At 68.1% G+C, this 22427-nt stretch carries 20 protein-coding genes; 18 read left to right on the plus strand and 2 right to left on the minus strand.

The annotated features are described in order from the left end of the window. Nucleotides 1–78 precede the first annotated feature (78 nt). From ASG40_RS17800 to ASG40_RS17840, 9 genes are all read left to right on the plus strand, one after another. Complete coding sequence (locus ASG40_RS17800; protein ID WP_244475603.1) at nt 79–417, plus strand: hypothetical protein; 339 nt, start codon at nt 79–81, stop codon at nt 415–417. Between the two features lie 79 nt (nt 418–496). Beyond that, entirely contained in the window at nt 497–1138 is a 642-nt protein-coding gene (locus tag ASG40_RS17805; RefSeq protein ID WP_055888703.1) for a phage adaptor protein, read from the plus strand. 16 nt (nt 1139–1154) lie between these two features. Then, complete coding sequence (locus ASG40_RS17810) at nt 1155–1823, plus strand: phage adaptor protein (RefSeq protein WP_055888706.1); 669 nt, start codon at nt 1155–1157, stop codon at nt 1821–1823. A gap of 4 nt (nt 1824–1827) precedes the next feature. Further along, nucleotides 1828–3312 (plus strand): hypothetical protein, encoded by a 1485-nt coding sequence (locus ASG40_RS17815; protein WP_055888708.1) that lies wholly within the window; start codon nt 1828–1830, stop codon nt 3310–3312. After that, nucleotides 3309–3614 (plus strand): hypothetical protein, encoded by a 306-nt coding sequence (locus tag ASG40_RS17820; protein WP_055888710.1) that lies wholly within the window; start codon nt 3309–3311, stop codon nt 3612–3614. The genes ASG40_RS17815 and ASG40_RS17820 overlap by 4 nt, the downstream gene beginning before the upstream one ends. After that, the gene (locus tag ASG40_RS17825; RefSeq protein WP_055888712.1) at nt 3614–4030 is read left to right on the plus strand and encodes a hypothetical protein; all 417 of its coding nucleotides are present in this window, start codon (nt 3614–3616) and stop codon (nt 4028–4030) included. Before ASG40_RS17820 ends, ASG40_RS17825 begins: the two co-directional genes overlap by 1 nt. Next, a complete protein-coding gene (locus ASG40_RS17830; RefSeq protein WP_055888714.1) occupies nt 4027–5313 on the plus strand; it encodes a hypothetical protein in 1287 nt (428 codons plus the stop codon). The genes ASG40_RS17825 and ASG40_RS17830 overlap by 4 nt, the downstream gene beginning before the upstream one ends. Before the next feature lie 16 nt (nt 5314–5329). After that, nucleotides 5330–6967 (plus strand): hypothetical protein, encoded by a 1638-nt coding sequence (locus tag ASG40_RS17835; protein ID WP_055888716.1) that lies wholly within the window; start codon nt 5330–5332, stop codon nt 6965–6967. Continuing rightward, nucleotides 6967–10218 (plus strand): hypothetical protein, encoded by a 3252-nt coding sequence (locus ASG40_RS17840; protein WP_055888724.1) that lies wholly within the window; start codon nt 6967–6969, stop codon nt 10216–10218. The genes ASG40_RS17835 and ASG40_RS17840 overlap by 1 nt, the downstream gene beginning before the upstream one ends. Here the strand turns inward: ASG40_RS17840 and ASG40_RS17845 are convergent. Beyond that, the gene (locus ASG40_RS17845; protein WP_055888726.1) at nt 10201–10434 is read right to left on the minus strand and encodes a hypothetical protein; all 234 of its coding nucleotides are present in this window, start codon (nt 10432–10434) and stop codon (nt 10201–10203) included. The two genes, ASG40_RS17840 and ASG40_RS17845, sit on opposite strands and share 18 nt — an antisense overlap. Nucleotides 10435–10628: 194 nt before the next feature. Continuing rightward, entirely contained in the window at nt 10629–12092 is a 1464-nt protein-coding gene (locus ASG40_RS17850; protein WP_082494630.1) for a methyl-accepting chemotaxis protein, read from the minus strand. Between the two features lie 870 nt (nt 12093–12962). On the opposite strand from ASG40_RS17850, the gene ASG40_RS17855 reads away from it, so the two are divergent. The 9 genes from ASG40_RS17855 (at nt 12963) to ASG40_RS20840 (ending at nt 22369) form a co-directional block, all read left to right on the plus strand. After that, nucleotides 12963–13703 (plus strand): hypothetical protein, encoded by a 741-nt coding sequence (locus tag ASG40_RS17855; RefSeq protein ID WP_055888729.1) that lies wholly within the window; start codon nt 12963–12965, stop codon nt 13701–13703. 95 nt (nt 13704–13798) lie between these two features. Then, a complete protein-coding gene (locus ASG40_RS17860; protein WP_055888731.1) occupies nt 13799–15049 on the plus strand; it encodes a phage tail protein in 1251 nt (416 codons plus the stop codon). 45 nt (nt 15050–15094) lie between these two features. Continuing rightward, on the plus strand, nt 15095–17938 hold the full coding sequence (locus tag ASG40_RS17865) for a hypothetical protein (protein ID WP_055888733.1): 2844 nt from the start codon (nt 15095–15097) through the stop codon (nt 17936–17938). A gap of 10 nt (nt 17939–17948) precedes the next feature. Continuing rightward, nucleotides 17949–18692 (plus strand): hypothetical protein, encoded by a 744-nt coding sequence (locus ASG40_RS17870; protein WP_055888736.1) that lies wholly within the window; start codon nt 17949–17951, stop codon nt 18690–18692. 80 nt (nt 18693–18772) lie between these two features. Continuing rightward, nucleotides 18773–19639: a glycoside hydrolase family 19 protein gene (locus tag ASG40_RS17875; protein ID WP_055888738.1), complete on the plus strand. Its 867-nt coding sequence runs from the start codon at nt 18773–18775 to the stop codon at nt 19637–19639. 3 nt (nt 19640–19642) lie between these two features. Further along, a complete protein-coding gene (locus tag ASG40_RS17880) occupies nt 19643–20059 on the plus strand; it encodes a 3TM-type holin (RefSeq protein WP_055888740.1) in 417 nt (138 codons plus the stop codon). A gap of 57 nt (nt 20060–20116) precedes the next feature. Continuing rightward, nucleotides 20117–20476, plus strand: a complete 360-nt coding sequence (locus ASG40_RS17885) for a hypothetical protein (protein ID WP_055888742.1) — start codon at nt 20117–20119, stop codon at nt 20474–20476. Between the two features lie 136 nt (nt 20477–20612). After that, nucleotides 20613–20765, plus strand: a complete 153-nt coding sequence (locus ASG40_RS21385; protein ID WP_156387802.1) for a hypothetical protein — start codon at nt 20613–20615, stop codon at nt 20763–20765. 80 nt (nt 20766–20845) lie between these two features. Continuing rightward, nucleotides 20846–22369, plus strand: coding sequence for a sensor domain-containing diguanylate cyclase (locus ASG40_RS20840; protein WP_082494631.1), 1524 nt, complete (start codon nt 20846–20848; stop codon nt 22367–22369). The last annotated feature ends 58 nt before the right edge of the window (nt 22370–22427 follow it).

Here is a 22427-nt window from a genome sequence, read left to right on the forward strand (position 1 = left end):
ATCCTGATCCTGAAAGGGCCCGACATGGCCACCAACGTCGCCCCCGTGCGGCCGTCGACTCGCGAAGTCCGTGAGCAGATGGCGCACACCGTCCGCCGGACCGTCACCTTCGCCGAGGGCGCCTTCGCCTTCACGGCCTCGCTCCCCGAGGGCAGTCTCATCGTCAGCACCCTGGTGCTGATCGAGACCGCCTTCTCGGCCGGCGCCACCCTGACCGTCGGCACCACGCCGGCCGGTACCGACCTCGTCGCCGCCGCGGATTCGGCTGCCACCGCCGCCGGCGCCAAGCGTCCGGATACCGCGACCCTCAAGGGCCGCCTCGCCGGCGACACCGTGCTCTACGGTAACATCACCGGCGGCCCGGTCGCCGGCGTCGCCACGATCGTCTTCCTCTACGTGCCCAATAACGACGGCTGATCCGTCGCACGACAGCGAGGGTCCGGAAACTTTCCGGGCCTTCGTCCCTGCCGATACGACGAGCCGAGGGCCCCGATCCATGCCGAACGCCCAAGGCGCGCCGACGCTCGGCGACCTCCTCAACGAGATCGAGGACGATATCGCGCGCGCCGACCTCTCGGCGCAGGTCGCGACGGCGGTCCAGCGCGCGATCCGCCATTTCGAGACCGAGCGGTTCTTCTTCAACGAGCGGATCCTGACGTTCCAGACCCTGCCGGGCGTCGACGTCTACGGGGCCGGCGACACGGCCGAGATCCCCGAGCTCATGGCGATCGACAGTGCCGTGCTCCTCGAGGGCGACCAGGTCACCACCCTCCAGCGCATCGCCGAGGCGCAGGTCGAAGCCTGGGACGATCCGGCCTCGGGCTCGCGCCCCTGCGCGTACTCCTACTTCGACCGCTCGCTGCGGCTGTGGCCGATCCCGTCCGGAGAATGGACGGTCCGCCTTTCCGCGCACATCCGCCTTCCGCCGCTGCAGGACCGCGACGCCACCAACGCCTGGGTCGACGAGGCCTCCGGGCTGATCGCGGCGCGCGCCAAGTGGCATCTCGCCCTCAACGCCCTGCGCGACCCGGCCTTCGCCACGATGCAGGCGAGCATCGTGACCGACGAGCGCAACGCGCTGCGCGGCCGGTCCAACGTCATCGCTTCCTCTGGCCAGGTCATGGCCTACACCGTCTGACCCGGAGCCCACCCCGATGGCCGACCTCGCCCCGATCACCGACTATCCCAGCCTGCTCGCCGCGCTCGAGGCCTATCTCGCCCGCGACGATCTTCAGGCTTTCGCGCCGCTGTTCGTTCAGCAGGCGGAGGGGCGGTTCAACACCGACCTCAAGGTCGTGGACATGCACGCCTCGGTCGGCCCGACCGTCCTGGACGCGAGCGGCGGCGTCGCCCTGCCGGCCGATTTCATCGACTGGATCTCGGTGCGCTGGTACCCGGTCGCTCCGTCGACCCAGCGACCGCTCTTCCTGAACTATCGCGAGCCCGATAGCCCCGAGTTCCGCCACCGCCACCGGCCGAACGGCGTCCCGTCCTTCTACACCCTGCTCGGGGGCAAGGTGCGGATCGCCGCGGCCGTGCCCGGGTCGCTCGAGGTGTTCTATTACGAGCGCATCCCGCCGCTGACGGTGGCCTCCCCGGTCAACTGGCTCATCACCAAGGCGCCGGAGGTCTACCTCTACGCCGCGCTCTGGGAGGCGATGCTCTTCCAGAAGGACGAGGTTCGGTCGGCGCAGTGGTCGGTCCTGCTGAACTCGCGTCTGGCCGCGATCTTCGGGCAGACCGATTCTCAGAAGGTCGGGACGCGCCAGGCCCGCGCGGCCAACGATGCCGCCGACATGGCCGCCGCCAAGAACATGACCTGATCCGATGGCGGCGCTGGTCAAGCTCGCTCCCTTCGCGCCCGACGTCGCGTCGGTGGACGCCTCGGTCTCGAGCGTCGCCACGAACGTGACGCCGCGCGCCGACGGCTATGGCCCGGTGCTCTCGCCTCTGCCGATCTCGCTGCCGCTCCCGGCCGACTGCCGGGGCGGCGTCCAGGTCAACAGCCCGGCGTTCGGGTTCCCGATCTACTTCGCCGCGACGCAGACCAAGCTCTACAAGTTCAACGGCGGCACCTCGGGCTGGGACGACGTGTCCAAGCCCGGCACGGTCTACTCCGTGCCGCCGGGCGACTATTGGTCGTTCGCGCTCTACGGCTCGCGCCTCGTCGCGGTCTGCCTCGGCACGCGGGCGCAGGCGATCGACGTCGATTCCGGGCGGGTATTCGCGGATCTCGGCGGCATGCCGCCCCGCGCCCGCCATTGCGGCGTGGTCGGCGAGTTCCTGGTGCTGGCCGGTCTCGCCTCCGACCCGAACGCCGTGCAGTGGTCGGACCTCGGCAACATCGATTCATGGCCGCTCGGCCTGAGCAACGGCCGCGAGGGCGACATACAGCCCTTCCCCGACGGCGGAGCGGTCACGGGCTTTGCCGGCGGCGAGTTCGGGATCGTGTTCCAGGAACGCACCATCCGGCGCATGGTCTTCGTGCCGGGTTCGGCCGAGGTCTTCGATTTCGACGTCTACGAGGAGAACCGCGGCGCGGTGGCGCCCTGGTCGCTGGCCAAGGTCGGCGCCAAGGTGTTCTTCCTCGACCGCGATGGCTTCTACGTCTTCGCCGGTGGCGGCTCGACGGCGATCGGCGCCGAGCGAGTCAACCGGTTCTTCGCCGAACGGGTCGACCCGAACGCGGTGGCCTCCGTCGTCGCGATCCGGGACGTGACCGGCCCACGGGTGATGTTCGCCTATCGCAGCAGGTCGGCTCCGACCACGGACCGAACCCTGCTCGACGAGGTCCTGCTCTACGACTGGCTCCTCGACCGGTGGTCGTTCCTGAAGCTGCCGATCCGCTTCGGTCTCGTGGCGGCGACGCCGGCGACGTCGATCGACAGCATCCCGGGCTCGCTCGACGATCCGGGCCAGATCTCGCTCGACGATCCCTCCTATGCCGGCGGCGCGCCCGCGTTCGGCCTCGTCACCGCCGACAACCGGCTGGCGCTGCTGAAGGGCCCGGCGCTCGAGGCGATCCTCGAAACGCCCGACGCCATGATCGCGCGGCCGGACAGGGCCTTCGTGCGCGGATTGCGGCTCGATACCGACGCCGACGACTGGCGCGTCGCGATCGGCGTGCGCGAGACGCTGCGCGCCGCCGACCCGGTCCGGTTCAAGCCCGAGACCGCGCCCACCGTCGAACGGTTCGCGCCCTGCCGCGCCTCGGCCCGGTATCACCGCGTCCGGGCCCGCATCCCGGCCGGTACCGCGTGGAGCTACGTGACCGGCGTCGAGCCGGATGCGACGCCGGAGGGCAGGCGATGATCGTCCCCGGCAAGAACGAGAGCAACCCGGAGAAGGTCGTCCAGGCCCTCTCCGACCTCGCCCGCGGCGGCACCAACGCACTCGGCGCCTCCCTCGTCGCCCTGGCTTCCGACGTGACCGAGACGACCGTCGCCGACTCGCTGTGCACCGAAGGCGCCCTCGTCGCGCCGATCCCGACGACCCAGAGCGCGGCCGACGCCCGCGTCTGGCTGAAGTCCACCGCGCGCGGGTCGTTCACCTGGGGGCACGACGCTTCGCCGGCGACCGACCGCCTGTTCCGCTACGAGATCCGGCGACCCTGATGCAGCTGCGCTCGATCGATCACGTCGACCTGGCTCCGGCCTGGGCGATCGCGGCCCCATGGCTCGCCCGCGCCTGCGCCCGGCCGGGCTGCGACCTCTCCCTGGCCGACCTGCGCGGCCTGGTCGACCGGGAGGAAGCCCTCCTGGTGCTGATCCTCGACGCCACCGGCGCGCCGATCGGCGCCGGCGTAACGCAGGTGCGCGAGCGCGCCGACGGCGGCCGATCCTGTTGCGTCCTGGCGGCCGGAGGGACGGGCGTTCGTCGCTGGCGAGAGATCATGCGGGAGATCGAGGCCGGCGCCGTGCGCGCAGGCTGCAGCCGCGTCGAGTTCGTCGGTCGTGTCGGCTGGGCGGCTCTGCTCCCCGACTACCGGGTCGACGCCTACTACGTGAAGCATCTTGAGGTGGCGGCATGAGCGGCGGCGGATCGAAGACGCAGACCACCACCTCGAACACCAAGACCGACCCCTACGCGCCGGCGGTTCCGGCGCTGCAGAAGATCGTTGACCGTGGAACCGCGGCCTTCGACTCCGGGGTGGGCTCGCAGGTCTACGGCGGCGATCGCGTCGCCGGGCTCGGCGACACGACGAAGGCCGGCCTCGATGCGATGAAGGCCACCGCAGGCGCCACCGCCGGCACGGCACAGGCAGGCGCGGGCTTCCTGTCGAACCTCCTCTCGAACGGTGGCTCCACCGTCGCGACGCAGGGCGCCCTCACAGGTCTCATGAAGGTCCCGGGCGTCGATACGTCCGGCGTGGCCTCGGCCGCGGCCCGTATGGGCGACCCCAACGGCGCGGCCGCCACGGTCGGCAAGGCGCTGACGGGCGGCGACTATGCCCTCGACGAGACCGGGTACCAGGGGCTGCTAGGCGACGTCGGCAGGACCACGCAGACCGAACGCTCGCTGCAGGACACCGCCGACGGCAAGTTCCTCGGCGGTTCGAATCCCTACCTCCAGGACATGATCGACCTGGCTACGGCCAAGGCGACCTCTTCGGTGGGCCAGAAGTTCGCGGCCTCGGGGCGGTACGGCTCGGGCCGGTTCGCAGGCGCGACGGCGGAGGCGGCCTCGAACGCCGAGCTCGACCTGCGCTACTCCGACTATGACGCCGAGCGCGCGCGCATCGCCAACGCGGCCACCTCCATCGATGCGGCGGGCAATGCGCTGACCGGCATCCGCTCCGGTCTCCTGGGCGAGATCAACGGCGTGCGCACCGGCAACGCGAACCAGGCCGTCACCGGCGCCGGGCTGGCCTCGGGCGCGGCTGCGGCGGCTCTCACCGGCGCGACGACGCTGGCGGGGCTCGAGGGCGACAACAACCGACAGATCCTTTCGCAGTTCGGCACCGCGCTCTCGACGGCGCAGGGCGACCGCGCCGCGGCGCAGACCGGCCTCGGCCAGATCGCCGGCGTCCAGGCCGACATCATGGCTCCGGGCCAGACCCTCGCCGGCATCGGCGCCGTCGAGGACGAGGAGCGGCAGAAAGAGATCGCGGCGGACCAGGACGTGTTCAACGAACAGCAGGCGGAGCCCTGGAACCAGGCCGGCCTCCTGGCGCAGCTCGCGCTCCCGGTCGCCGGCGCCGGCAGCACATCGACCGGCACGTCGCAGACGAAGATCCCGCAGCCCTCGCTCCTGCAGCAGCTGCTCGGCGGCGGCCTCGCCATCGCGGGGACCGCGTCGAAGTTCATGAAGTAGGCCTGAGGATCACCCGATGAGCGCAGGAATCCTGAACCGCTCCGGCGCGGTGCCGCAGGTCGACCCCAACGACCTGATGCGCCTGTTCGGCCGGATGCCCATGGGCGCGCCGCAAGGGTTCGCGGGCACGTCCGGCGCCGTCGTGGAAGCGCCGGTGGCGAGCGCCGAGCCCGTGCCGGACCCGGTCGCGCCTGCCGCGACGGCGCCGCCGGCGCCGATGAGCGTGCCGATGCCGCCGCGCCGCCCGCTCGGTCTCGGCTTGGGCGCGCCGGCCGCCGGCGCGATGCCAGCCCCGGCCATGACTCCGACACCCTCCACCGCACCGGGGGGAGGGGGCGGCGATCCGGCCGACAGCGGGTTCAACTTCGGGGATGCGTTTCAGCGCTTCACCGATCGCGGCGGCGGCGACCTCCTCGTCGGGATCGGGACCGGCCTGATGTCGACGCCGGGGTTCGGCGCCGGCCTCTCCGCCGGGCTGAAGAACGCGCAGGTCGCGGACGCCACGCGGGCGACCACGGATCTCGCCAAGACGAAGCTTGGGCTCGAGCGGGCGAAGCTCGCGAAGGAAGCGCAGGGCCAGAACGCGACGAAGGCCTGGCTCACCGGCAGGGGGCTCGACGAGAACCTGGCCACCGCTGCCATGTCGAGCCCGGCGGTCCTGCAGAGCGTCCTGAACCAGATGAAACAGGATGCGAGCCGGGTCACGATCGGCGGCAACATCTACGAGCTCAAGCCCGGAGAGAAGCCTGGGGCCGGCAACCTGCTGGGGCCGGCGAAGGACCCCAGCGAGGCGGAGCGGTACACCCTCACCGACCTGCCCGACGGCTCGAAGGCGGCGGTCAGCCGGACCGACCCGACCGACGTCAAGATCGTCGCGGCTGGTGTGCCCGTTCGTCCGGTCACTGCGCCGGAGCGGCTCGAATACGGCCTCGCCCCCAACGCGCCGGCAAAGATGACGGCCAAGGGCCCCGAGGCGATCGGCGGCGGCAACACGCAGGTCAACGTCGGCGCCCCCGAAAAGGCTCAGGACGTCGAAATTGGAAAAGCCTACGGAAAGCAATTTGTCGACTATCAGAGCGGCGGAAGAAGTGCGGGAGCGAGGCTTAATTCGCTTGCTCTGATGGAACAGGCAATGTCAGCGCCCGATTTTTACTCCGGCATTGGAGCGGAAAGCGTAAAACGCGCCAATCAATTCCTTGGTGCTCTAGGCGTCAAGGATGCAAAAGCGGCATCTGGTGCTGAAGTATTCTCGTCTCTCGGAAACCAAAATCTGCTCGATCAGCTCGGTGGATCGTTGGGTGCCGGTGTCTCGAATGCCGACTTGAGCTTCATCACCACCGTAGGTCCCGGCCTAGCGAAAAGCCCTGAGGGTAATAGGCAGCTCATCGGCATCTTTCGCTCGGCCGCCCAGCGGCAGCAGCAGATCGCGAAGATGTCTCGCGACTATGCCGCACGAAATGGCGGGCGGCTCGACGCTGGCTTTGACGATGAACTGGCGCAGTTTGCAGAGTCCAACCCATTGTTCCCTGCGGCACAGTCTGCTGCCTCGGCCTCTCCCCCGAAAGAGCCGCCGCAGGGCGCTCGGCAGGCTCCGGACGGCAACTGGTACTCGCCCGACCCCGCCCGGCCGGGCAAGTTCCTCATGGTGCGCTGATGAAGCTCGTCCCGGTCGATCACGACCCGTTCGCGGATGCTGCACCGGCCTCGGCTGGCCCGCGCCTGGTGCCCGTGGATCACGACCCGTTCGCCGATCCCGCGACGGTGAGCGATCTGCCGACGGCAGGGTTGCCCGGCGACGGCACGGCCGCGATCGGCCGCGGCATCATCAACGGCGTACCCGTCGCCGGGCCGTACCTGCTCGCCGGCGTGAACCGTGCGGCCGCCGCCGTGCGCGCGCTCAAGAACGACACGACGTTCTCGGATGAGCTGGGCAAGGTGGAGCGGTTCGGCGAGGCCACGGCCAAGGCCAACCCTTGGGCGACGACGGGCGGCGAGATCGCCGGCGGCGTGGCCGGGACGATCCCGCTCGTCATGGCCGCGCCAGCCGCGTTCGGGGCGGGCGCTGGCTCGTTGCTCGCCCGCACCGCAGCGTCGACGGCAAGCGGAGCTGTCCTCGGCGGTGCCGACGCGGCGGTGCGCAGCGATGCCGATGCCAATGCGACAGGGTGGGGGGCTGGTATGGGCGCCGGCCTGGGCGCGGCCGGCCCAGTCGCCGGTCGCCTAATCGGCAAGGCGATCACCGCGGTGCGCGGCGAGGCCCCCGGCATGGGGCTAGTGCGCGAGATGGCGCACGGCATGTCCGAGCAGGACCTCGTCTCGGCGCAGTTCCTGCGCGAGCAGGGCAGGGCGCTACCGGGCGGCGGGGCGGAGCTGTCCGTGGGCGAGGCCCTGAACGCCGCGACTGGCGGCAGGGCCACTCGCGCCTTGCAGCTCGAGCGCGTGGCCGCCAACTCGGGCGGGGAGGGCGGTCGCATCGCGGCCGAGTTCTATGCGGCGCGGCCGGCGGCGGTGGACAACGTCGCCCGCTCGGCATTCGACAGCATCGGACCGCAGAACCAGGCGCCCTCCGGCGTCGGCATTGACCTGCAGTCCGCGGCGCGCGCTGGCGTGAGGCAGACGCCCGAGGGCATCGCGCTGGCGCAGGCACGTGAGGCGGTCGGCCCGCGTCTCACGGCGGACCAGGCCGGCCGCGTGATCCAGCCCGAGATGCGCGGCGTCGCAGATGCACGCGAGGCCGCCCGCAAGGCGCAGGCCGATCCGGATTATGCGGCGGCGCGCGCGGCCCCGGAGAACATCGGGATCGAGCGCACCATCGCCGTCGAGCGCCCCGGCGAGCCGATCGTGACCCCGACGGCCTGGGAGCGTCCGCAGTTCACCCCCGACGCGCCTCGCCCCCTCGGCGGCATGAACGCGTCGGCCCCGTCCGCGGACGGTCCGGTCGAAAGCCTCGCCCGGTACATCGCGCGCAAGGGCGGTATCAACTTCGACGGCGGCGAGGCACGCGCCAACGACTTCCAGCGCTGGAACATCCCCGGCGTCGGCAATGTCGCCCGCGCGGACGGCAGGAGCATCGACAATTTCTGGCGCGAGGAGCTGATCGGCGCCGGCTACCTGAAGCCGGACATCGATGGCGGCGCGGCCCGGGACATCCGCGACGAGCTGTTGCGCAAGCTGACAAACGAACAGCGGGGCGTGCCGTCGTACCAGATCGGCAAGGAGCCCTCGGCCGCGCGGGTCCGGGCAACGCGCCAGGCCGACGAGTACCGCGGCAGCACGGAGGCGGCGGAAGGCTTCCTCGACCGCGACCTGATCAATGCCGGCATCCGGCCGGAGACCGTCCACCCCGACATTCGCTCGCGCGTCCTCGGCGAGATGATGCGCGACCCCCGCGCCGACTCGCTCGACGTCTACGAGAAGGTCGTGATGGCGATGCGCGATGCGCCGCCGCCCACGGTGAAGGGCACGACGATCCGCGAGGAGATCCCGGACGTCCGGTTCGGCCAGGTGAACCCGCAGGCGGCGCTCGACGCCATCGGCGCCCAGATGCGCACCGCCAAGGGCGACGTGAGGAATGCCCTCGCCCGGGCGCGCCGCGACCTTTACGGGCCGGACGGGCAGACCGACCTCTCCGTCGAAGGGCTGCTGCACGCCCGCGAGCGCCTGGACACCGGCATCAAGCTCGCGCTGCGGGATGGTGACGGCACCAAGGTCCGCGATCTCCAGACGGCGCGCTCGGCCCTCGATGGGCAGCTCAAGACGGTGCCGGAGGTGGCCACCGCCGACGCGAACTTCGCGGCGAACTCGCGCTCGCTGGAGCCGTTCGAGGGCAACTCTCCGCTCGCCCGCGTCGTCCAGCAAGATCCGGCCACCGGCCGCATGGCCACCCCGACCGAGCAGGTTCCGAGCCACCTGCAGGGCGCCAGCGCCGCGCGCGAGTTCCTGGCCAACGCCACCCCGGCCGCGCGGCAGGCCTACGAGGCCAACGTCGCCACCCGCATCCTCGACGCCGCCACCGACCGGCGCGGGAACGTGGATGCCGACAAGCTCAGTGCTCTCTTGCGCGAGAGCACCGACGTCCTGGAGAACATGCCGGACGTCTATCACCGGCTCGACGGCGTGGTCCGGACGCGCGACGCCCTCGCCAAGGTGGAGGCCTCCCCGCTCGGGCGAATCGCCGCCCGGCCCGACGTCGACGCCGCGATACAGGCCGTCTTCACGCCCAACCCGAAGCCCGGGAGCCACGCCGAGGTCTCGGCGGCGATGACGGCCCTGGCCCGCAACCGACCGGCGGCCGCACGTGATCTCGCCCGCATCCACCTCGAATCCGTCTTCAACGAAGCGACGCAGCAGTCGAAGGGCGTGGCGGCGCAGTACGGTGGTGCGGGGTTCGCGTCGGCGGTGCGGGGCAACAGCCAGCAGCGCCATAACCTCGAAGCCGCGATCCGGGCCCTACCGGAGGGCGACACCCTCTGGGGCGGGCTCGACCGTCTGATGACCACCCTCGAGGCGACCGGCTATCGCCCGCAGAAGGGGTCGGACACCGCCTTCAACGAGGCGATCAAAAAGCAGTTCGCGAGTGGCAGCACCCCGATCGGTCAGGCCGTCTCGGACGTCGCGACGGGCGCGGCGGCTGGGGCCACGGTCGGCGGGTTCGGCGGAGCGGCCGGCGGCGCCATCGTCGGCCTGAAGCGTGGGGCCGGGGACGCTGCGCTGCGCGTCCGCATGTTGGGCAACGGCGAGGCGATCGCGCGGTTGATGTTCGACCCGCGCGCCCTTCCGGACCTGCGAGCGCTTTCGCGCTCCCCTGCCGGGAGCAAGAACGCCGAGCTGTTCACCCGGCGCCTGCTCGCCCTGGCGAACGGTGGCGGTGGACCGGTCCGCGAGCCGTCAACGGAGCGTAGGTAGGCGCCGCATGCGGCCGGCGGCGTCGCGTGGCCAGTAGCCGAACACGGCGCAGGCCAGGATGACGGCCAGGAAGACCGCCCACGCACCGGTGCGGCCGATGCTGGCCACAGCCCAATCATGGGCGGGCGGCACGACGAGCTTCAGCACCCATCCGATCACCAGCATGACGACGGTGAAGGCGAGCCAAGCGAGGATGACGGTGGAGCGGTCGTGCATATGCGGAAGCTACATGGCGATCTGCCCCAGCGAAAGATGCGGTCGAGACACCTCCCGCAGTGGTCGTGTCTCAGTTTGAGATTTGCCGGCGGTCTGCTTCAGAAGCAGCAGTCCTTCCCGTAATCTCGCCTGCAACTTCGCGTTAATCCCGAACCTCCGAGGTCGCGGCACAACCTACCCGAAGTTGCCTTGGTCTAGGCGGCTTTCACGCCCTCCAGGAAGCGCGACACCTCCTGGGTCAGGTTCTCAGCATGGTGGGCAAGCTCCCTGGCCGCGCCAAGCACCTGTGTCGCCGCCGCGCTCGTCTGACCTGCCCCTTTACGCACATTGCTGATCGCGGACGTGACCGCGCCTGTCCCTTGCGCGGCGTGGGCCACGTTCCGCGCGATCTCCTGTGTCGTGGCGCCCTGCTCCTCCATCGCGGCTGCAATCCCGACGGACGTATTCGAGATCTCACCGATTACGCGTTCCATTTCTCGGATGTCCGAGACTGCCTGCAGCGTCGCAGCTTGGATCTCGGCGATCTGCTCACCGATCTCGCCCGTAGCCTTCGTGGTTTGACCAGCCAAGTTCTTTACCTCCGCGGCTACGATGGCAAAGCCCCGTCCAGCCTCTCCGGCCCGCGCCGCCTCGATTGTCGCGTTGAGCGCCAACAGATTGGTCTGCGACGCGATATCGGAGATCACTGATACGACTGAGCTTATGCGCTCGGCGCTGATTGCTAATTTCTGGACTGTGAGGTCCGTTTGCTTCGCCTTATCGGCGCCCTGCTGGGCGACCGCGGCTGACCGGCCGACCTGCTGGACAATCTCCTGCACGGATGCGGACATTTCCTCGCTGGCAGCGGCAACCGTTTGCACGTTGGCGGAGGTCTGGAGTGCCGAGTCCGCGGCGGTGACCGTTTGCTGTGTGGTCTCGGTAGCCGTAGCCGCCATGGTGTTCGCAGTGGCCTCCATCTTGGTGGCCGCGCCTGCGAGCCCTTGGACAAGTGCGGAGACGTTGAGCTCGAACTCCGACATCAATCCTGCCAGCGCGCCTGCCCTGTGCAATTTGAAATCGCTCTCAGCCGTCTGTTCGGCAGCAAGCTTCCGGGCGAGGTTGGCGCTACGAATGGCTTCCGCCGTCGCATCCTCGGAGGCGTTCATCGCCTTAACCAGTTGATGGGCCGCCAGCATAAGCGCACCAGCCTCGACGAGGAGGATCACGGCGTGGATCAGGACGCGGGTGTAGTCGGCACCGCCTGGGAACACAGCCGCCGGGTAGAGGACGTTCAGCGCGAGGTGGTGGACTGCGACGACGCCCGTCGCCACCAGGATCGAGGACCAGCAGCCCCAGCCCGCCACCAATGCGAGAGCGGCGAAGAAAAGCATGTGCATGTCGATCTGCAGGTCCGTGCCCGCGGCACTGAACACCACTAGGGCGACGAGGGACATGGCTGCTGCCGACGACATTTGACGCGTGATGGCAGCCGGCCCATTCACACGTGCAACCACTCCAATAATGATGATCAGAGCGCCTCCGAAAACGGCCACGCCTACAAGGTTGGCGCCTGCAGCCCACGCGGTAAGAACGGCAACAGCATACAGTAGACACAGGCTGCCGAGCAGTACGGGCATGAACGCGCGGCGCAGGTCCGAGAGGTTGCTGAGCGGTGTCATAGTTGGAGGGTCCCGGTTATGGACGGTTTGGCGGAAGCGCGGGGCAAGCAGCTACTCACTGCGTTGGCTGCAACAACCAGGGTTGCGCCCTCTTGGTAGAGCGCACGCACGAGGCCCGGCGGGGCGGAGTCGAGAATTAGGAGATGTCCCCGGGCCGACATCCACACGATCCGAGCATCGGCGTTCGCGACCGCTGTGGGCAGCAGTTCGATCGGTCTCAGTCGCAGGATCGCGACGGGCTCATCTTGCCGCGGGCTGAGCGACAGACCGACAGGGCCAAGCCCACACAAAACGATGAAGCAGAGGGCGAGGATGCGGTTCGTCGCCCGCGTCCTGAACCTTACCCCAAACAGATCAGAAATTGTAGAAGCTTCGGTCATTTCGCTCAATGAACCACCACTACAACCAAAACTTGTTTTTCTTTTATTACTGCTCTGTCATGTATCGCCACTCAGTCATGAAGGAATTCTTATGTTCTCCGGTTACGCGCATCGCAAATGAAGGAATACCACTCCCTTGGCTCGCATGCGGTATGGTGCGAGCGGCTGTGACGAAGCTGTATCGAAAGGGGGGCGTGACGGCGGTATCCGCTTTAATCGGGCGGCCATTCAGATGCAGTCCGTCACCAGTCCACCCGACGGTGCCATTCGTCTCGGCCATCCTGGCAGTCCGAAGCTGACGTTCTGAGCTTCCGCAAAGTGTCGATAACCGCCGCTTAAGCGGGGGCAGACTACAAACTGAAACACGCCTATGCCGTCTGCCGCTTGACCCGACGGGCGAACCGCCGCACAAGACCAACGTCCCGCGACGTGCGCCGGGACCTTCAGGGCCGCTCCGCAAGGGCGGCCTTTTGCATGTCCGGAGCACGCGATGACCGACGAGATGCGCGCGGCCATCCTCGCGACGGCCGGCCGGATCGGCGCCAGTCCGCTCGATCTCGGCACGACGATCTCCTACGAGACCGGCGGCACGTTCGATCCCTGGAAAAAGGGGCCGACGACGCAGTGGGGCGAGCACCGCGGCCTCATCCAATGGGGCGAGCCGCAGCGCCAGAAATACGGCGTGACCCAGGACATGCCGGTCGCGGCGCAGGTCGAGGCGGCCGGCAATTATCTCGTCGACGCCGGCTTCAAGCCCGGCATGGGGTTGATCGACCTCTACTCGGCCGTGAACGCCGGTCGGGTGGGGCGCTACAACGCCAGCGACGCGAACAACGGTGGCGCGCCCGGCACCGTGGCCGACAAGGTCAACAACCAGATGTCCGGCCATCAAGCGAAGGCCGCGGCCTTCCTCGGCGGCGAGTTCGTCGCTGCGATGCCCGACGCAGCCAAGGGCGGGATCGGGCGGGCGGGCTTCGGCCTTTCGGGGCCGGTGGCGTCCGACACGGCCATCGAGCCCTCGATGCCCGCGCTCGAGGCGGCCGCGCCGGCGCCGGAACGCCCCGATGACACGGACTATGCTGGCATCCTGAAGGGGCTGCTGGCGACGCAGGTCGGTGCCCCGGCGGCGCCGGCACAGGCCGCACCAGCACCCATCACCGCATCACCGCCGCGCCGCACCGCCTTCGACGCCTCGAAGTTCTTCGGCCTGCTGCCGACCGCCCGGCGCTGACGCCTTAACCGCACCACCATCGCCGTCGGCACGACCCGATCCGGACGCCCTGGCGTCATCGGAGCCGGAGGCCTGCGCGCTTCCGGAGCTCGCCCATGACCGGCCTGTGGGACTTCTCGATCGACGCAACCTCGAACGACCTGGCCGCGCCACCGATCAATTGGCAGGAAGGCCAGGCGGCCGGGTCCGTCAACGCCTCCGCGCGCGAGATGATGGGAGCTCTGGCGCGCTGGCATCTTGATACGGTCGGCGTCTCCGTCGCATTTCGTGGAGCGAACAACGCCTACGCGATGTCCACGTTTCAGGGCGCGACGGCCGCTTCCCTGCTCCGAGGCTTCACCCTCGCGTTCAGCGTCGACGTGCCCAACGACGGGCCCGCCACGCTCTCGATCGACGGCGTGGCCAAGCCCCTCAGGCGCCAGGGCGGCGTCGAGCTCGCGCCGGGCGATCTCGCTCCGAACATCATGTATCGGATCGCGCGCTCTCCGTACTCGGAGGCCTACTTCGTTCTCACGCCCGGTTTTGAGCCGTCGGGGCGCATCTCGCCCTTCGGGGCTTATGCCGCGATCCCGCTCGGGTGGATCATCTGCGACGGCGCGGCCCTGTCTCGCACCGCGTATGCGTCCCTGTTCGCCGTCATCGGCACGACCTACGGCGCCGGCGACGGTACGACGACGTTCAACGTCCCGAACCTCAACGGCCGGGCGATGTTCGGCCCCGGCCTTAGTGGGGCAGGCGGCCTCGGCGGCGCGGTCGGCAGCGCCGGCGGGTCGGAGACGGTCGCTCTGAGCGTGGCCCAACTGCCGAGCCATAATCACAACGGCTCCTCTACCACCGGAGCCGGCGGGCACGACCACGGCGGCGCAACACAAAGCGGCGGCGAGCACAATCACGGCGGGGCAACCCAAAACGCCGGAACGCACGACCATACCGCTTCGACGACCACCGATGGCGCGCATCCTCACACTGGAACGACCGGAGCGCCTGGGACTAGTCACGCCCACTCCGTCCCGGTTGAGGGCGTGAACTTCGCCCTTGGCAACGGGACCAATCTCACCTTCGGCGTCAGGGCCGGGGCTGGCTCCCAGTTTATCCCGACGAGCACCGACTCCCCCGCCCATGGGCATGACGTCACGATCGGAGCCTCGGGCGGACACGGTCACGGCGTACAGGTCAACAACGGCGGCGATCACGCCCACGGGATCCCCGGATCGGGCACGCATGCCCATGTAATCACGGCGGTCGGCGACCACGCGCACGGCGTGAACGTCGCCGCGGCTGGCGAGAACGCCGCCCACCCGAACATGCCCCCCGGCCTCGTCGTCGTCTTCGCGATCAAGGCCTGAGCGGCCCCGACCCCCCTTCGACAATCGAACTCTGGAGTACTGCCGATGGGTGTCCCCGGCTGGTCGCGCACGCCTGCGCAGAACGGTGCGATCGCGACCGCCATCGCGGCGTTGGACGGCGCATCCGCGCGCTCATTCCCGGGCACGACGCGCGAGGTCATGGCGGCCGTGCGCCGCCTGGCCGACGACCTGAGTGGTGTGCTCGTCACGTCGGGCACCCTTAACGCCTACGTGGTCCAGACGGGGAGCGGCCTGACGGAACTGCGCCGTGGCCTCCGCCTCATGATCCAGGTCGACCGCGACAACACCGCTGTCGCGACGCTCAACGTCGACGGGCTCGGACCGCTGCCGTGGGTCGATGCCGGCGGCGTGCCGCTCCAGCCCGGTCGGCTGATCAAGGGGCGGTACTACGACACCATCCTCGATACGCTCGCCGATGGGTCGACCGTCGCCTGGCGCGTCCAGGCCGGCGCATCGACCCTGGACGAGATCCCCGGGCTGATCGATCTGCGCCAGGATGTCGTCGAGGCCGCCGAGGTCACCCTCGACAAGACGGCCGCCGCGATCGCCGCTGCGACCTCGGCGCAGGCGCGGTCCGACGAAGCGACACTCGCCGCCGCCACGGCGACGACGAAGGCCGCGGATGCAGCCGCGCAAGCCGCCACTTCGGTGGCGCAGGCCGGGACCGCGGTTGCCGCCGCCGCCATCGCCACGACGAAAGCCGGCGATGCGACCGCGCGGGCCAACAGCGCCGCCGCGTCCGCCACGCAGGCCCAGAACGCCGTCGCGATCGGCCGAGTGACACGAGACACGCTCGTCGACGTTGACGGCGTCGTTGGCAGCGGGCTCGGCTCGTCGCTCAACTTCCCCGATGGCGCCGTCGGCGAAGTGATGTTCGGTCCGGACGCCGGATACTACGCGAAGACCGGAGCCTCGGGCGCCGGCGCGTGGGTCCTGAAGACGAAGGCGACGGTGCCGGGGCTCGACGAGCGGACAAAGGACGTCCTCCTCACCAAGTCGATCACCGACGACATCACTCGCTACATGCAGGGGATCCTCGGGCGCTTCAACGGCCTGCAGGGGTTTGTGTGGGCAGCGGCTCGGGACTCGCTCGGGCGCGTGCCGCTCGGCGTCACCAAGACCGGCGCCGTCGCGATCCGCCGCAACCTGGTCCGGGGCCTGGCCCTGTCGGATTACGTCGAGGTCTGGGGCGACCGCGCCGGCCGCATCGCACTCGGTATCAGCAAGCGGGGCGCCGTCACGATCCGCCGGAATTTCGTCCGCGGCCTCTCGATGACGAACTACATCGAGGTCTGGGGCGACCGCGCCGGCCGCGTCGCCCTCGGCATCACCAAACGCGGCGCCATCGCCTTCTCGCGCACCAACCTCCTGGTCTCGTCCCTGCTCTGGGAGCGGTACGGACTGCGCCATCTCTGGACGGTTGTCGACAAGAACGGCCGGGTCGGTCTCGCGATCAACTATCGCGGGCGCCTGCAGGCCCGCATCGACCCCCCGAGCTGGGTCGCGTCGCAGCGCGAGGCCACCCTCCCGGAGACCACCGTCATTGCCCTGGGTGCCGCCGGCACCGTTCAGGACGTGGTCAAGGACAAGGAGTTCTACCGCTACAAGTCCACGCCCGATGGCGTCACGATGCCCTACGTGATGCGGCCGGCGTACGCGGGTTCGCCGAGCCTGCTCGACACGACCTCGCGGCTGGCGATCCACATCAGCTACGGGCAGTCCTGGCGCACCGAGACCCTCACCGATGACATCCCGGCGGCCGTCGCCGATATCGGCGAGCCCCGCATGGCCATGTCGCTCGGTCGGATGGGCGGGTCGTCTCAGAAGATCGAGCCGATTCAGACCATCGGCACGGCGTTCCAGACCTCGGCAATCATCGACCTCGCTGGCCTAAGCATGTCGCGAGGGGCGAACATCGGCTATGCGGCGGCGCAGGCGCTCGCCCGGTTCCGCCGGCGCGACAACGCCCGGCAGATGCCGGTGCTGGAATACTGCCACGGCTATCCCGGCTACACCTGGGAGCAGCTCAAGCCCGGCACCGACCCCTGGGCCCAGGGCATCCTCATGCACGCGGCGGCCCGCATCCAGGCGGCCCGCTACGGCAAGACGCCGTTCTTCGAGGCTACGAGCTTCACCCACGGCGGCGCGGTCGATGGCGGCGGCGAGGACTATTTCCAGAGCCTGACCGAGATGGTCGCCGGCTACGACGCGCTCGCGCTCAACGGCGCCGGCGGCACGCCGCTGCACTTCTTCACCGATCAGACGGCGGCCAGCATCGGGCAGGGGCAGGCGCAGCTCTCCTACCTCGACCAGGTCCGGTTCGCCGTCACCAACGCGGCGCGCGTCCACCTGATCGGGCCGCGTTACCCGTACCCGTTCCGCGACAACATCCATCACACCGGGCTCGGCTACACGCGGATCGGCGAGCTCGAGGGGCTGGTCAAGCGCAAGGTGTTGGACCTCGGCGAAGCCTGGGACTGCGCCCGCATCAGCGCCATCGCGGTCGAGAACGGTGGCTTCACGCTGGCCGTGACCCGGCCGCCGGGCTTCGGTGATCTGGCCGTCGACACCGCCATGATCGAAGCCGCGCCCGACAAGGGCTTCGTGCTCAAGGTCAACGGCGTGATCGTGCCGATCGCCAGCGTCACCGTCAGCGCGAACCTCGTGCGGATCATCCCCGTCGCGATGCCGGCCTCCGGTGCGACGGTCGAGGTCTCCTACGCCTTCTACGGCCGCCTCGACATCCCGCCCGGCACCCATGCCGGCGCCTGGGGCAACATCAAGCGCGTCGGCCCGCCTTCCAGCTACTTCGCCGGCGAGACGGTCGATACTTGGCTGTGCGCTTACAAATCCACACTCGTCGTTTGAGGGTCGTCAGATGAACTACAATGAGATCGCCTTTGCTTTCGAGGACGCCGATGGCCTCGATCAGATCAAGGACTTCCAGTCCCTTCTCACGGGCCCCGAATGCGTGGGCTTCTGGCGCTTCGACAACCCGGCGGCGCTCAAGCTGACCGACGGCCGCGTCGAGGAGATCGCCAACTGGAAGGTCGGTGGCGTGCCGATGGTCCAGGCGGCGGCGGCGCGGCGCGCACCGGTCGTCTACGACGACGTGCTCAAGCGCAACGTCGGGCGCTTCGTCCGCGCCGACACGTCGTTCTACACGGCGTCGGGCTACGTCTTCAATCCGGCCGCGGTCTACTCCTGGGTGGCGGTCGTCTGGATCGACGACTTCGCCGCGTTCAACCAGGTCTGCGGTCAGTACATCAGCACGCCCAACCGCGTGCAGATGCAGACCGGCACCAACACGATGCGTCACCTCTACGGCGACGCCGCCGTCCAGGGACCGATCACCGCCGGCGCCTGGGTTCGCGTCATCGTCTCGCTGGGCGTCGACCTCAAGCCCAAGATCAGGATCGGCAACGCGGCACCCATCATCGGCGTCGCGCCGGCCAACGCGCCGGCTCCGGCGTCGATCAACCTGTTCCAGATGGGCGGCTCCGTCATCACGCTCGGGGGCAAGCTCGATCTTCTGGGCAAGTACAACATCGACCTTCTCGCAACCGGTAACGCGCCGATGCTCGCCAACCTCGACGAATATCTGACCCTGCGCAGCGTGTGATCGGATCGACCTGACGCCCGACCCGTTCGCCATCCGCGCCGCCTCCGGGCGGTTTTTTCATGCCCGCAAGGATCTCCGCCATGACCCCGTTGGACCCGGGCGCGTTCGCACGTCTCGACCGCGCCAAGTTCTTCGCCGCGATCCGCCCCCTGTTCGGCTCGCTCTCGGTGGCGCAGGTCGTCGGCATCGAGCGGCTGCTCGACGCCTTCCTCGCCTACGCCCTGCTCTTGGATCGTCGGCATCTCGCCTACATCCTGGCGACCTCGTTCCATGAGACCGGGAAGCGGATGCAGCCGGTCCGCGAAGGCTTCGCGCTCTCAGATGCCGCGGCCCGCCGCGCCGTGGCCTCGCTCTACGCCAAGGGCAGGATCAGTCGGAACTACGCGCTCCCGAACGCCCGCGGCCTGTCGTTCTACGGCCGCGGCGACGTCCAGCTCACGCACGAGGACAACTATCTGCGGATGGGCCGAATCCTCGGCATCGACCTGGCCGGCAACCCCGACCTCGCCCTCGACCCGGCGGTCTCGGGCCGCATACTCGTCGAGGGCGTGACGCGCGGCGTCTCGATCAAGGGCGACTTCACCGGCAAGGCGCTCGAGGACTATATCGCCGGAGACCGCTGCGATTACGTAGGGGCCCGCCGCACGGTGAACGGCACCGACAAGGCCGCGACCATCGCCGGCTATGCCGGGCGGTTCGAGGCCGCGCTCGTCGCCGGCGGCATGCCGCTACTCGGTGCGCGGATGCCCGGGGCGCTGGGCATGACTGCACCCGCTGATGCCCCCGTGTCAGCGGGTGATACCAAACCGCCGGTTCGTGACAATCCGCCGGCCACCAAGCCCGCCCCCACCGGCGGGCTTTCTTCTGCGCCCACGCCGGCGGCCGCGCCCGGTTTCTGGTCGCGCTTCCTCTCCACCATCCGCACCAACATGACGAAGGGAGCCTGAGCCATGGGCGCGCTGATCCCCCTCATTCCGATGCTCATGCAGTTCCTCGGCCCCGCCCTGGAGAGGGTCATTCCCGACGCCGGCCAGCGTGCGCAGGTCCAGGCCGACTTCCAGAAGGCGGTGCTCGAGAACCAGTCGGCCCTGAACCAGGCGATGGCCGAGGTCATGAAGGGCGACGCGGCCTCCGAGGGCTGGCTCACCCGCAACGCCCGGCCGATGGTCGTCGTGTGGGGCCTGTTCATGGTGACCTACGTCGGCGTGATCGCTCCGATGATCGGGCTGCAGAAAGAGGTGGTCGCCGCCCTGGCCGCGACTCCGGACAACCTCTGGAACCTGATCTCGATCGGGATCGGCGGCTTCATCCTCGCCCGCACCGTCGAGAAGGGCATCTCCGCGATTGCCCCCAAGGCCGGCCGGTAACGCTCCCCGCGCGTCTGGCCCCGCCGGCGCGCCACCATGCCCATGGGGGCTCGGATCATGGACACATCGTTTCTCGCACCTGGTCCGATCACCTGGGCAAGCCTCATCGGCTGCATGCTGGCCGTCGTGGCGATCGTGAAGGGGATCGACTGGCTCCAGGCCCGATCGAAGGCCGGCACCACGGCGGCCGTCTCGCCGCTCACCATCGACATGGCGGCGGTCAAGATCGAGGTCTCCAGCGTGAAGGACCAGCTCAACGCCTTCAAGATCGAGGTCGCGCGGACCTACGTTACCGGCGACGTGATCACGCGGCTGGAACGCCGGATCGACGAGATGATGCTGTCGGTGCGCGACGAGATGCGCGAGACCAGGGAGCAGATGCTCAAGGCGCTGATGAACCGACGGCTGGGCGACTGATCTCCGCAATCCACAGCGCACGTTGATCGCCCGGGGCTTCGGCCTCGGGCGCTTTTTTCGTTCGAGCCAGGCTCGTCAGCCACCCTGCAGACTTTCGGCACAGTCTTCCGGGATTTCGTTGAATTGGCCAAGGATCGTGACCGAACCGCTGATCAATGACCCGGATTTCTGGACACATCTTTCAAGCGTGTTCGATCTCTACTGCGTCGACCTGAAAGATCCTACTGACGGCACTTATCTTAAGCATGTGCCGGGCGGCTTCCTGCGGCCTGCTCAGGATGAGACGTAGTGTCTTGGTCGGAGCAGGGGCCTGTTAGGGATTGTCGTGGCAGTTGAAGCAAGAACAAAAGGCGCCTGTGGATAAATTCCGTGAACCTAGTAAGACGGTTTCCGCCTGTATTTCGGTCCGGCCGTACGTGGATTGGCCTAAGCATTATTGCGCCGATCGGGATGCTACTTGTCTCGACTTTCATGCTGCTAGACATGCGTCGCGATGCCTGGAATAAAGCCGAGATAACATCGCGCAACCTTTTGCAAGTAATCGAACGCGATATTGCTCGAAATGTTGAGATAATCGATCTTACACTTCAGTCTGTACAAGAGAATTTGAATGCTCCGGGGCTCGCACAGCTTGAGCCGGACATGCGCCGACTCGTCTTATTCGACCGCGTAGCTACTGCTCGCGATCTCGGTGTCATGTTCGTCCTCAATGAGAACGGTGATATTGCCGAGGATGCGGCCTCCTCCGTGCCACGCAAGGGCAATTACGTCGACCGTGACTACTATCAGGCACATAAGGCCAATCCTTACCTTGGATTGTACATCGGAAAGCCCATTATTTCGCGCCTCACCGGCGAGCGTATGGTCAACTTTAGCCGTAGGATTAACAAAGCCGACGGCTCCTTTGCTGGGTTGGTCCTGGGAAGCCTGAAGTTCTCCTACTTTGCACGCCTCTTCGACCAGATCGGGCTCGGGAGCGAGGGCGCGATAAATCTGTACCTGCGCGATGGCACGCGCATCACCCGGCATCCGTACCTGGAAGCGGACGTCGGAGTGAATATCGCTGGCTCGAAGACCTTCGAGGGCTTTGCGCGCGTAGGCACAGGCGCCTTCGTCGAGACCTCAGTCCGTGACGGAGTTAGACGACTCTACACATTTACTCGTGTCGGCGAGCTTCCATTAATAATAAATGTGGCACTTGCGGTTGATGAAATCGAGGCCGAGTGGCGTGGTAAGGCTATCGTGATCGGCACTATTGTGCTTATACTATCGGGACTGACTATCTTGTTGTTGCTCCTGTTTGGTCATGAGTTGCGTAAGCGTACTCGAATCCAGCTTGAGTTAGCCCGTCTTTCGCAAACGGACGCATTGACCGAGTTAGCGAACCGACGACAGTTCGAGGATGTTTACAAACGGACCTCCTTGGAGGCTGGCCGTTCTGGCAAGCCGCTTTCTCTTCTCGTGGTCGATGCCGATCACTTCAAGCGCTTCAACGACCGCTACGGCCACGCGGTCGGAGACGAAGTGCTGAAGGGTTTGGCGCGTTGCCTCCTGGCAAGCGTGCACCGACCATCAGACCTCGTATGCCGGGTAGGCGGCGAAGAGTTTGTTCTCCTGCTACCCGACACCGACGCGGCTGGAGCGGTCAAGGTTGCCGAGGAGGTGCATGCTCAAGTTGCGGCGTTGACGGTCGGATCGTCCGGGATCGGTGCGGGCAAGGTCACGGTGAGCATCGGGTCAGCCACAGGTATCACAGATGCCGGGGACCTCTACCAACGCGCTGATAGGGCGCTGTACGAGGCCAAGGCAGGTGGGCGGAACCAAACTCGCATCGCTTCCTCGCAGCGCGCTAATTACGTTGATAAACCTACCTTTCGAATCGTCGGTTCCTGAGCAGGAATCCCTGGAGGACTGCTCAATCCGACGCATCACCGGGCGCTCGGTGCTGGAC

This window comes from Methylobacterium sp. Leaf399 (assembly GCF_001424525.1).
Classification (GTDB): Bacteria; Pseudomonadota; Alphaproteobacteria; order Rhizobiales; family Beijerinckiaceae; genus Methylobacterium.

What these genes read in the sequence shown, in the direction of transcription:
- ASG40_RS17880 (WP_055888740.1), top strand. Translation starts at nt 19,643, where the DNA reads ATGGGCGCGCTGATCCCCCTCATTCCGATGCTCATGCAGTTCCTCGGC.
- ASG40_RS17830 (WP_055888714.1), top strand. Translation starts at nt 4,027, where the DNA reads ATGAGCGGCGGCGGATCGAAGACGCAGACCACCACCTCGAACACCAAG.
- ASG40_RS17805 (WP_055888703.1), top strand. Translation starts at nt 497, where the DNA reads ATGCCGAACGCCCAAGGCGCGCCGACGCTCGGCGACCTCCTCAACGAG.
- ASG40_RS17885 (WP_055888742.1), top strand. Translation starts at nt 20,117, where the DNA reads ATGGACACATCGTTTCTCGCACCTGGTCCGATCACCTGGGCAAGCCTC.
- ASG40_RS17870 (WP_055888736.1), top strand. Translation starts at nt 17,949, where the DNA reads ATGAACTACAATGAGATCGCCTTTGCTTTCGAGGACGCCGATGGCCTC.
- ASG40_RS17815 (WP_055888708.1), top strand. Translation starts at nt 1,828, where the DNA reads ATGGCGGCGCTGGTCAAGCTCGCTCCCTTCGCGCCCGACGTCGCGTCG.
- ASG40_RS17865 (WP_055888733.1), top strand. Translation starts at nt 15,095, where the DNA reads ATGGGTGTCCCCGGCTGGTCGCGCACGCCTGCGCAGAACGGTGCGATC.
- ASG40_RS17825 (WP_055888712.1), top strand. Translation starts at nt 3,614, where the DNA reads ATGCAGCTGCGCTCGATCGATCACGTCGACCTGGCTCCGGCCTGGGCG.
- ASG40_RS17835 (WP_055888716.1), top strand. Translation starts at nt 5,330, where the DNA reads ATGAGCGCAGGAATCCTGAACCGCTCCGGCGCGGTGCCGCAGGTCGAC.
- ASG40_RS17800 (WP_244475603.1), top strand. Translation starts at nt 79, where the DNA reads ATGGCGCACACCGTCCGCCGGACCGTCACCTTCGCCGAGGGCGCCTTC.
- ASG40_RS17810 (WP_055888706.1), top strand. Translation starts at nt 1,155, where the DNA reads ATGGCCGACCTCGCCCCGATCACCGACTATCCCAGCCTGCTCGCCGCG.
- ASG40_RS17860 (WP_055888731.1), top strand. Translation starts at nt 13,799, where the DNA reads ATGACCGGCCTGTGGGACTTCTCGATCGACGCAACCTCGAACGACCTG.
- ASG40_RS17820 (WP_055888710.1), top strand. Translation starts at nt 3,309, where the DNA reads ATGATCGTCCCCGGCAAGAACGAGAGCAACCCGGAGAAGGTCGTCCAG.
- ASG40_RS17845 (WP_055888726.1), bottom strand. Translation starts at nt 10,434, where the DNA reads ATGCACGACCGCTCCACCGTCATCCTCGCTTGGCTCGCCTTCACCGTC.
- ASG40_RS17840 (WP_055888724.1), top strand. Translation starts at nt 6,967, where the DNA reads ATGAAGCTCGTCCCGGTCGATCACGACCCGTTCGCGGATGCTGCACCG.
- ASG40_RS17875 (WP_055888738.1), top strand. Translation starts at nt 18,773, where the DNA reads ATGACCCCGTTGGACCCGGGCGCGTTCGCACGTCTCGACCGCGCCAAG.
- ASG40_RS17855 (WP_055888729.1), top strand. Translation starts at nt 12,963, where the DNA reads ATGACCGACGAGATGCGCGCGGCCATCCTCGCGACGGCCGGCCGGATC.
- ASG40_RS17850 (WP_082494630.1), bottom strand. Translation starts at nt 12,092, where the DNA reads ATGACACCGCTCAGCAACCTCTCGGACCTGCGCCGCGCGTTCATGCCC.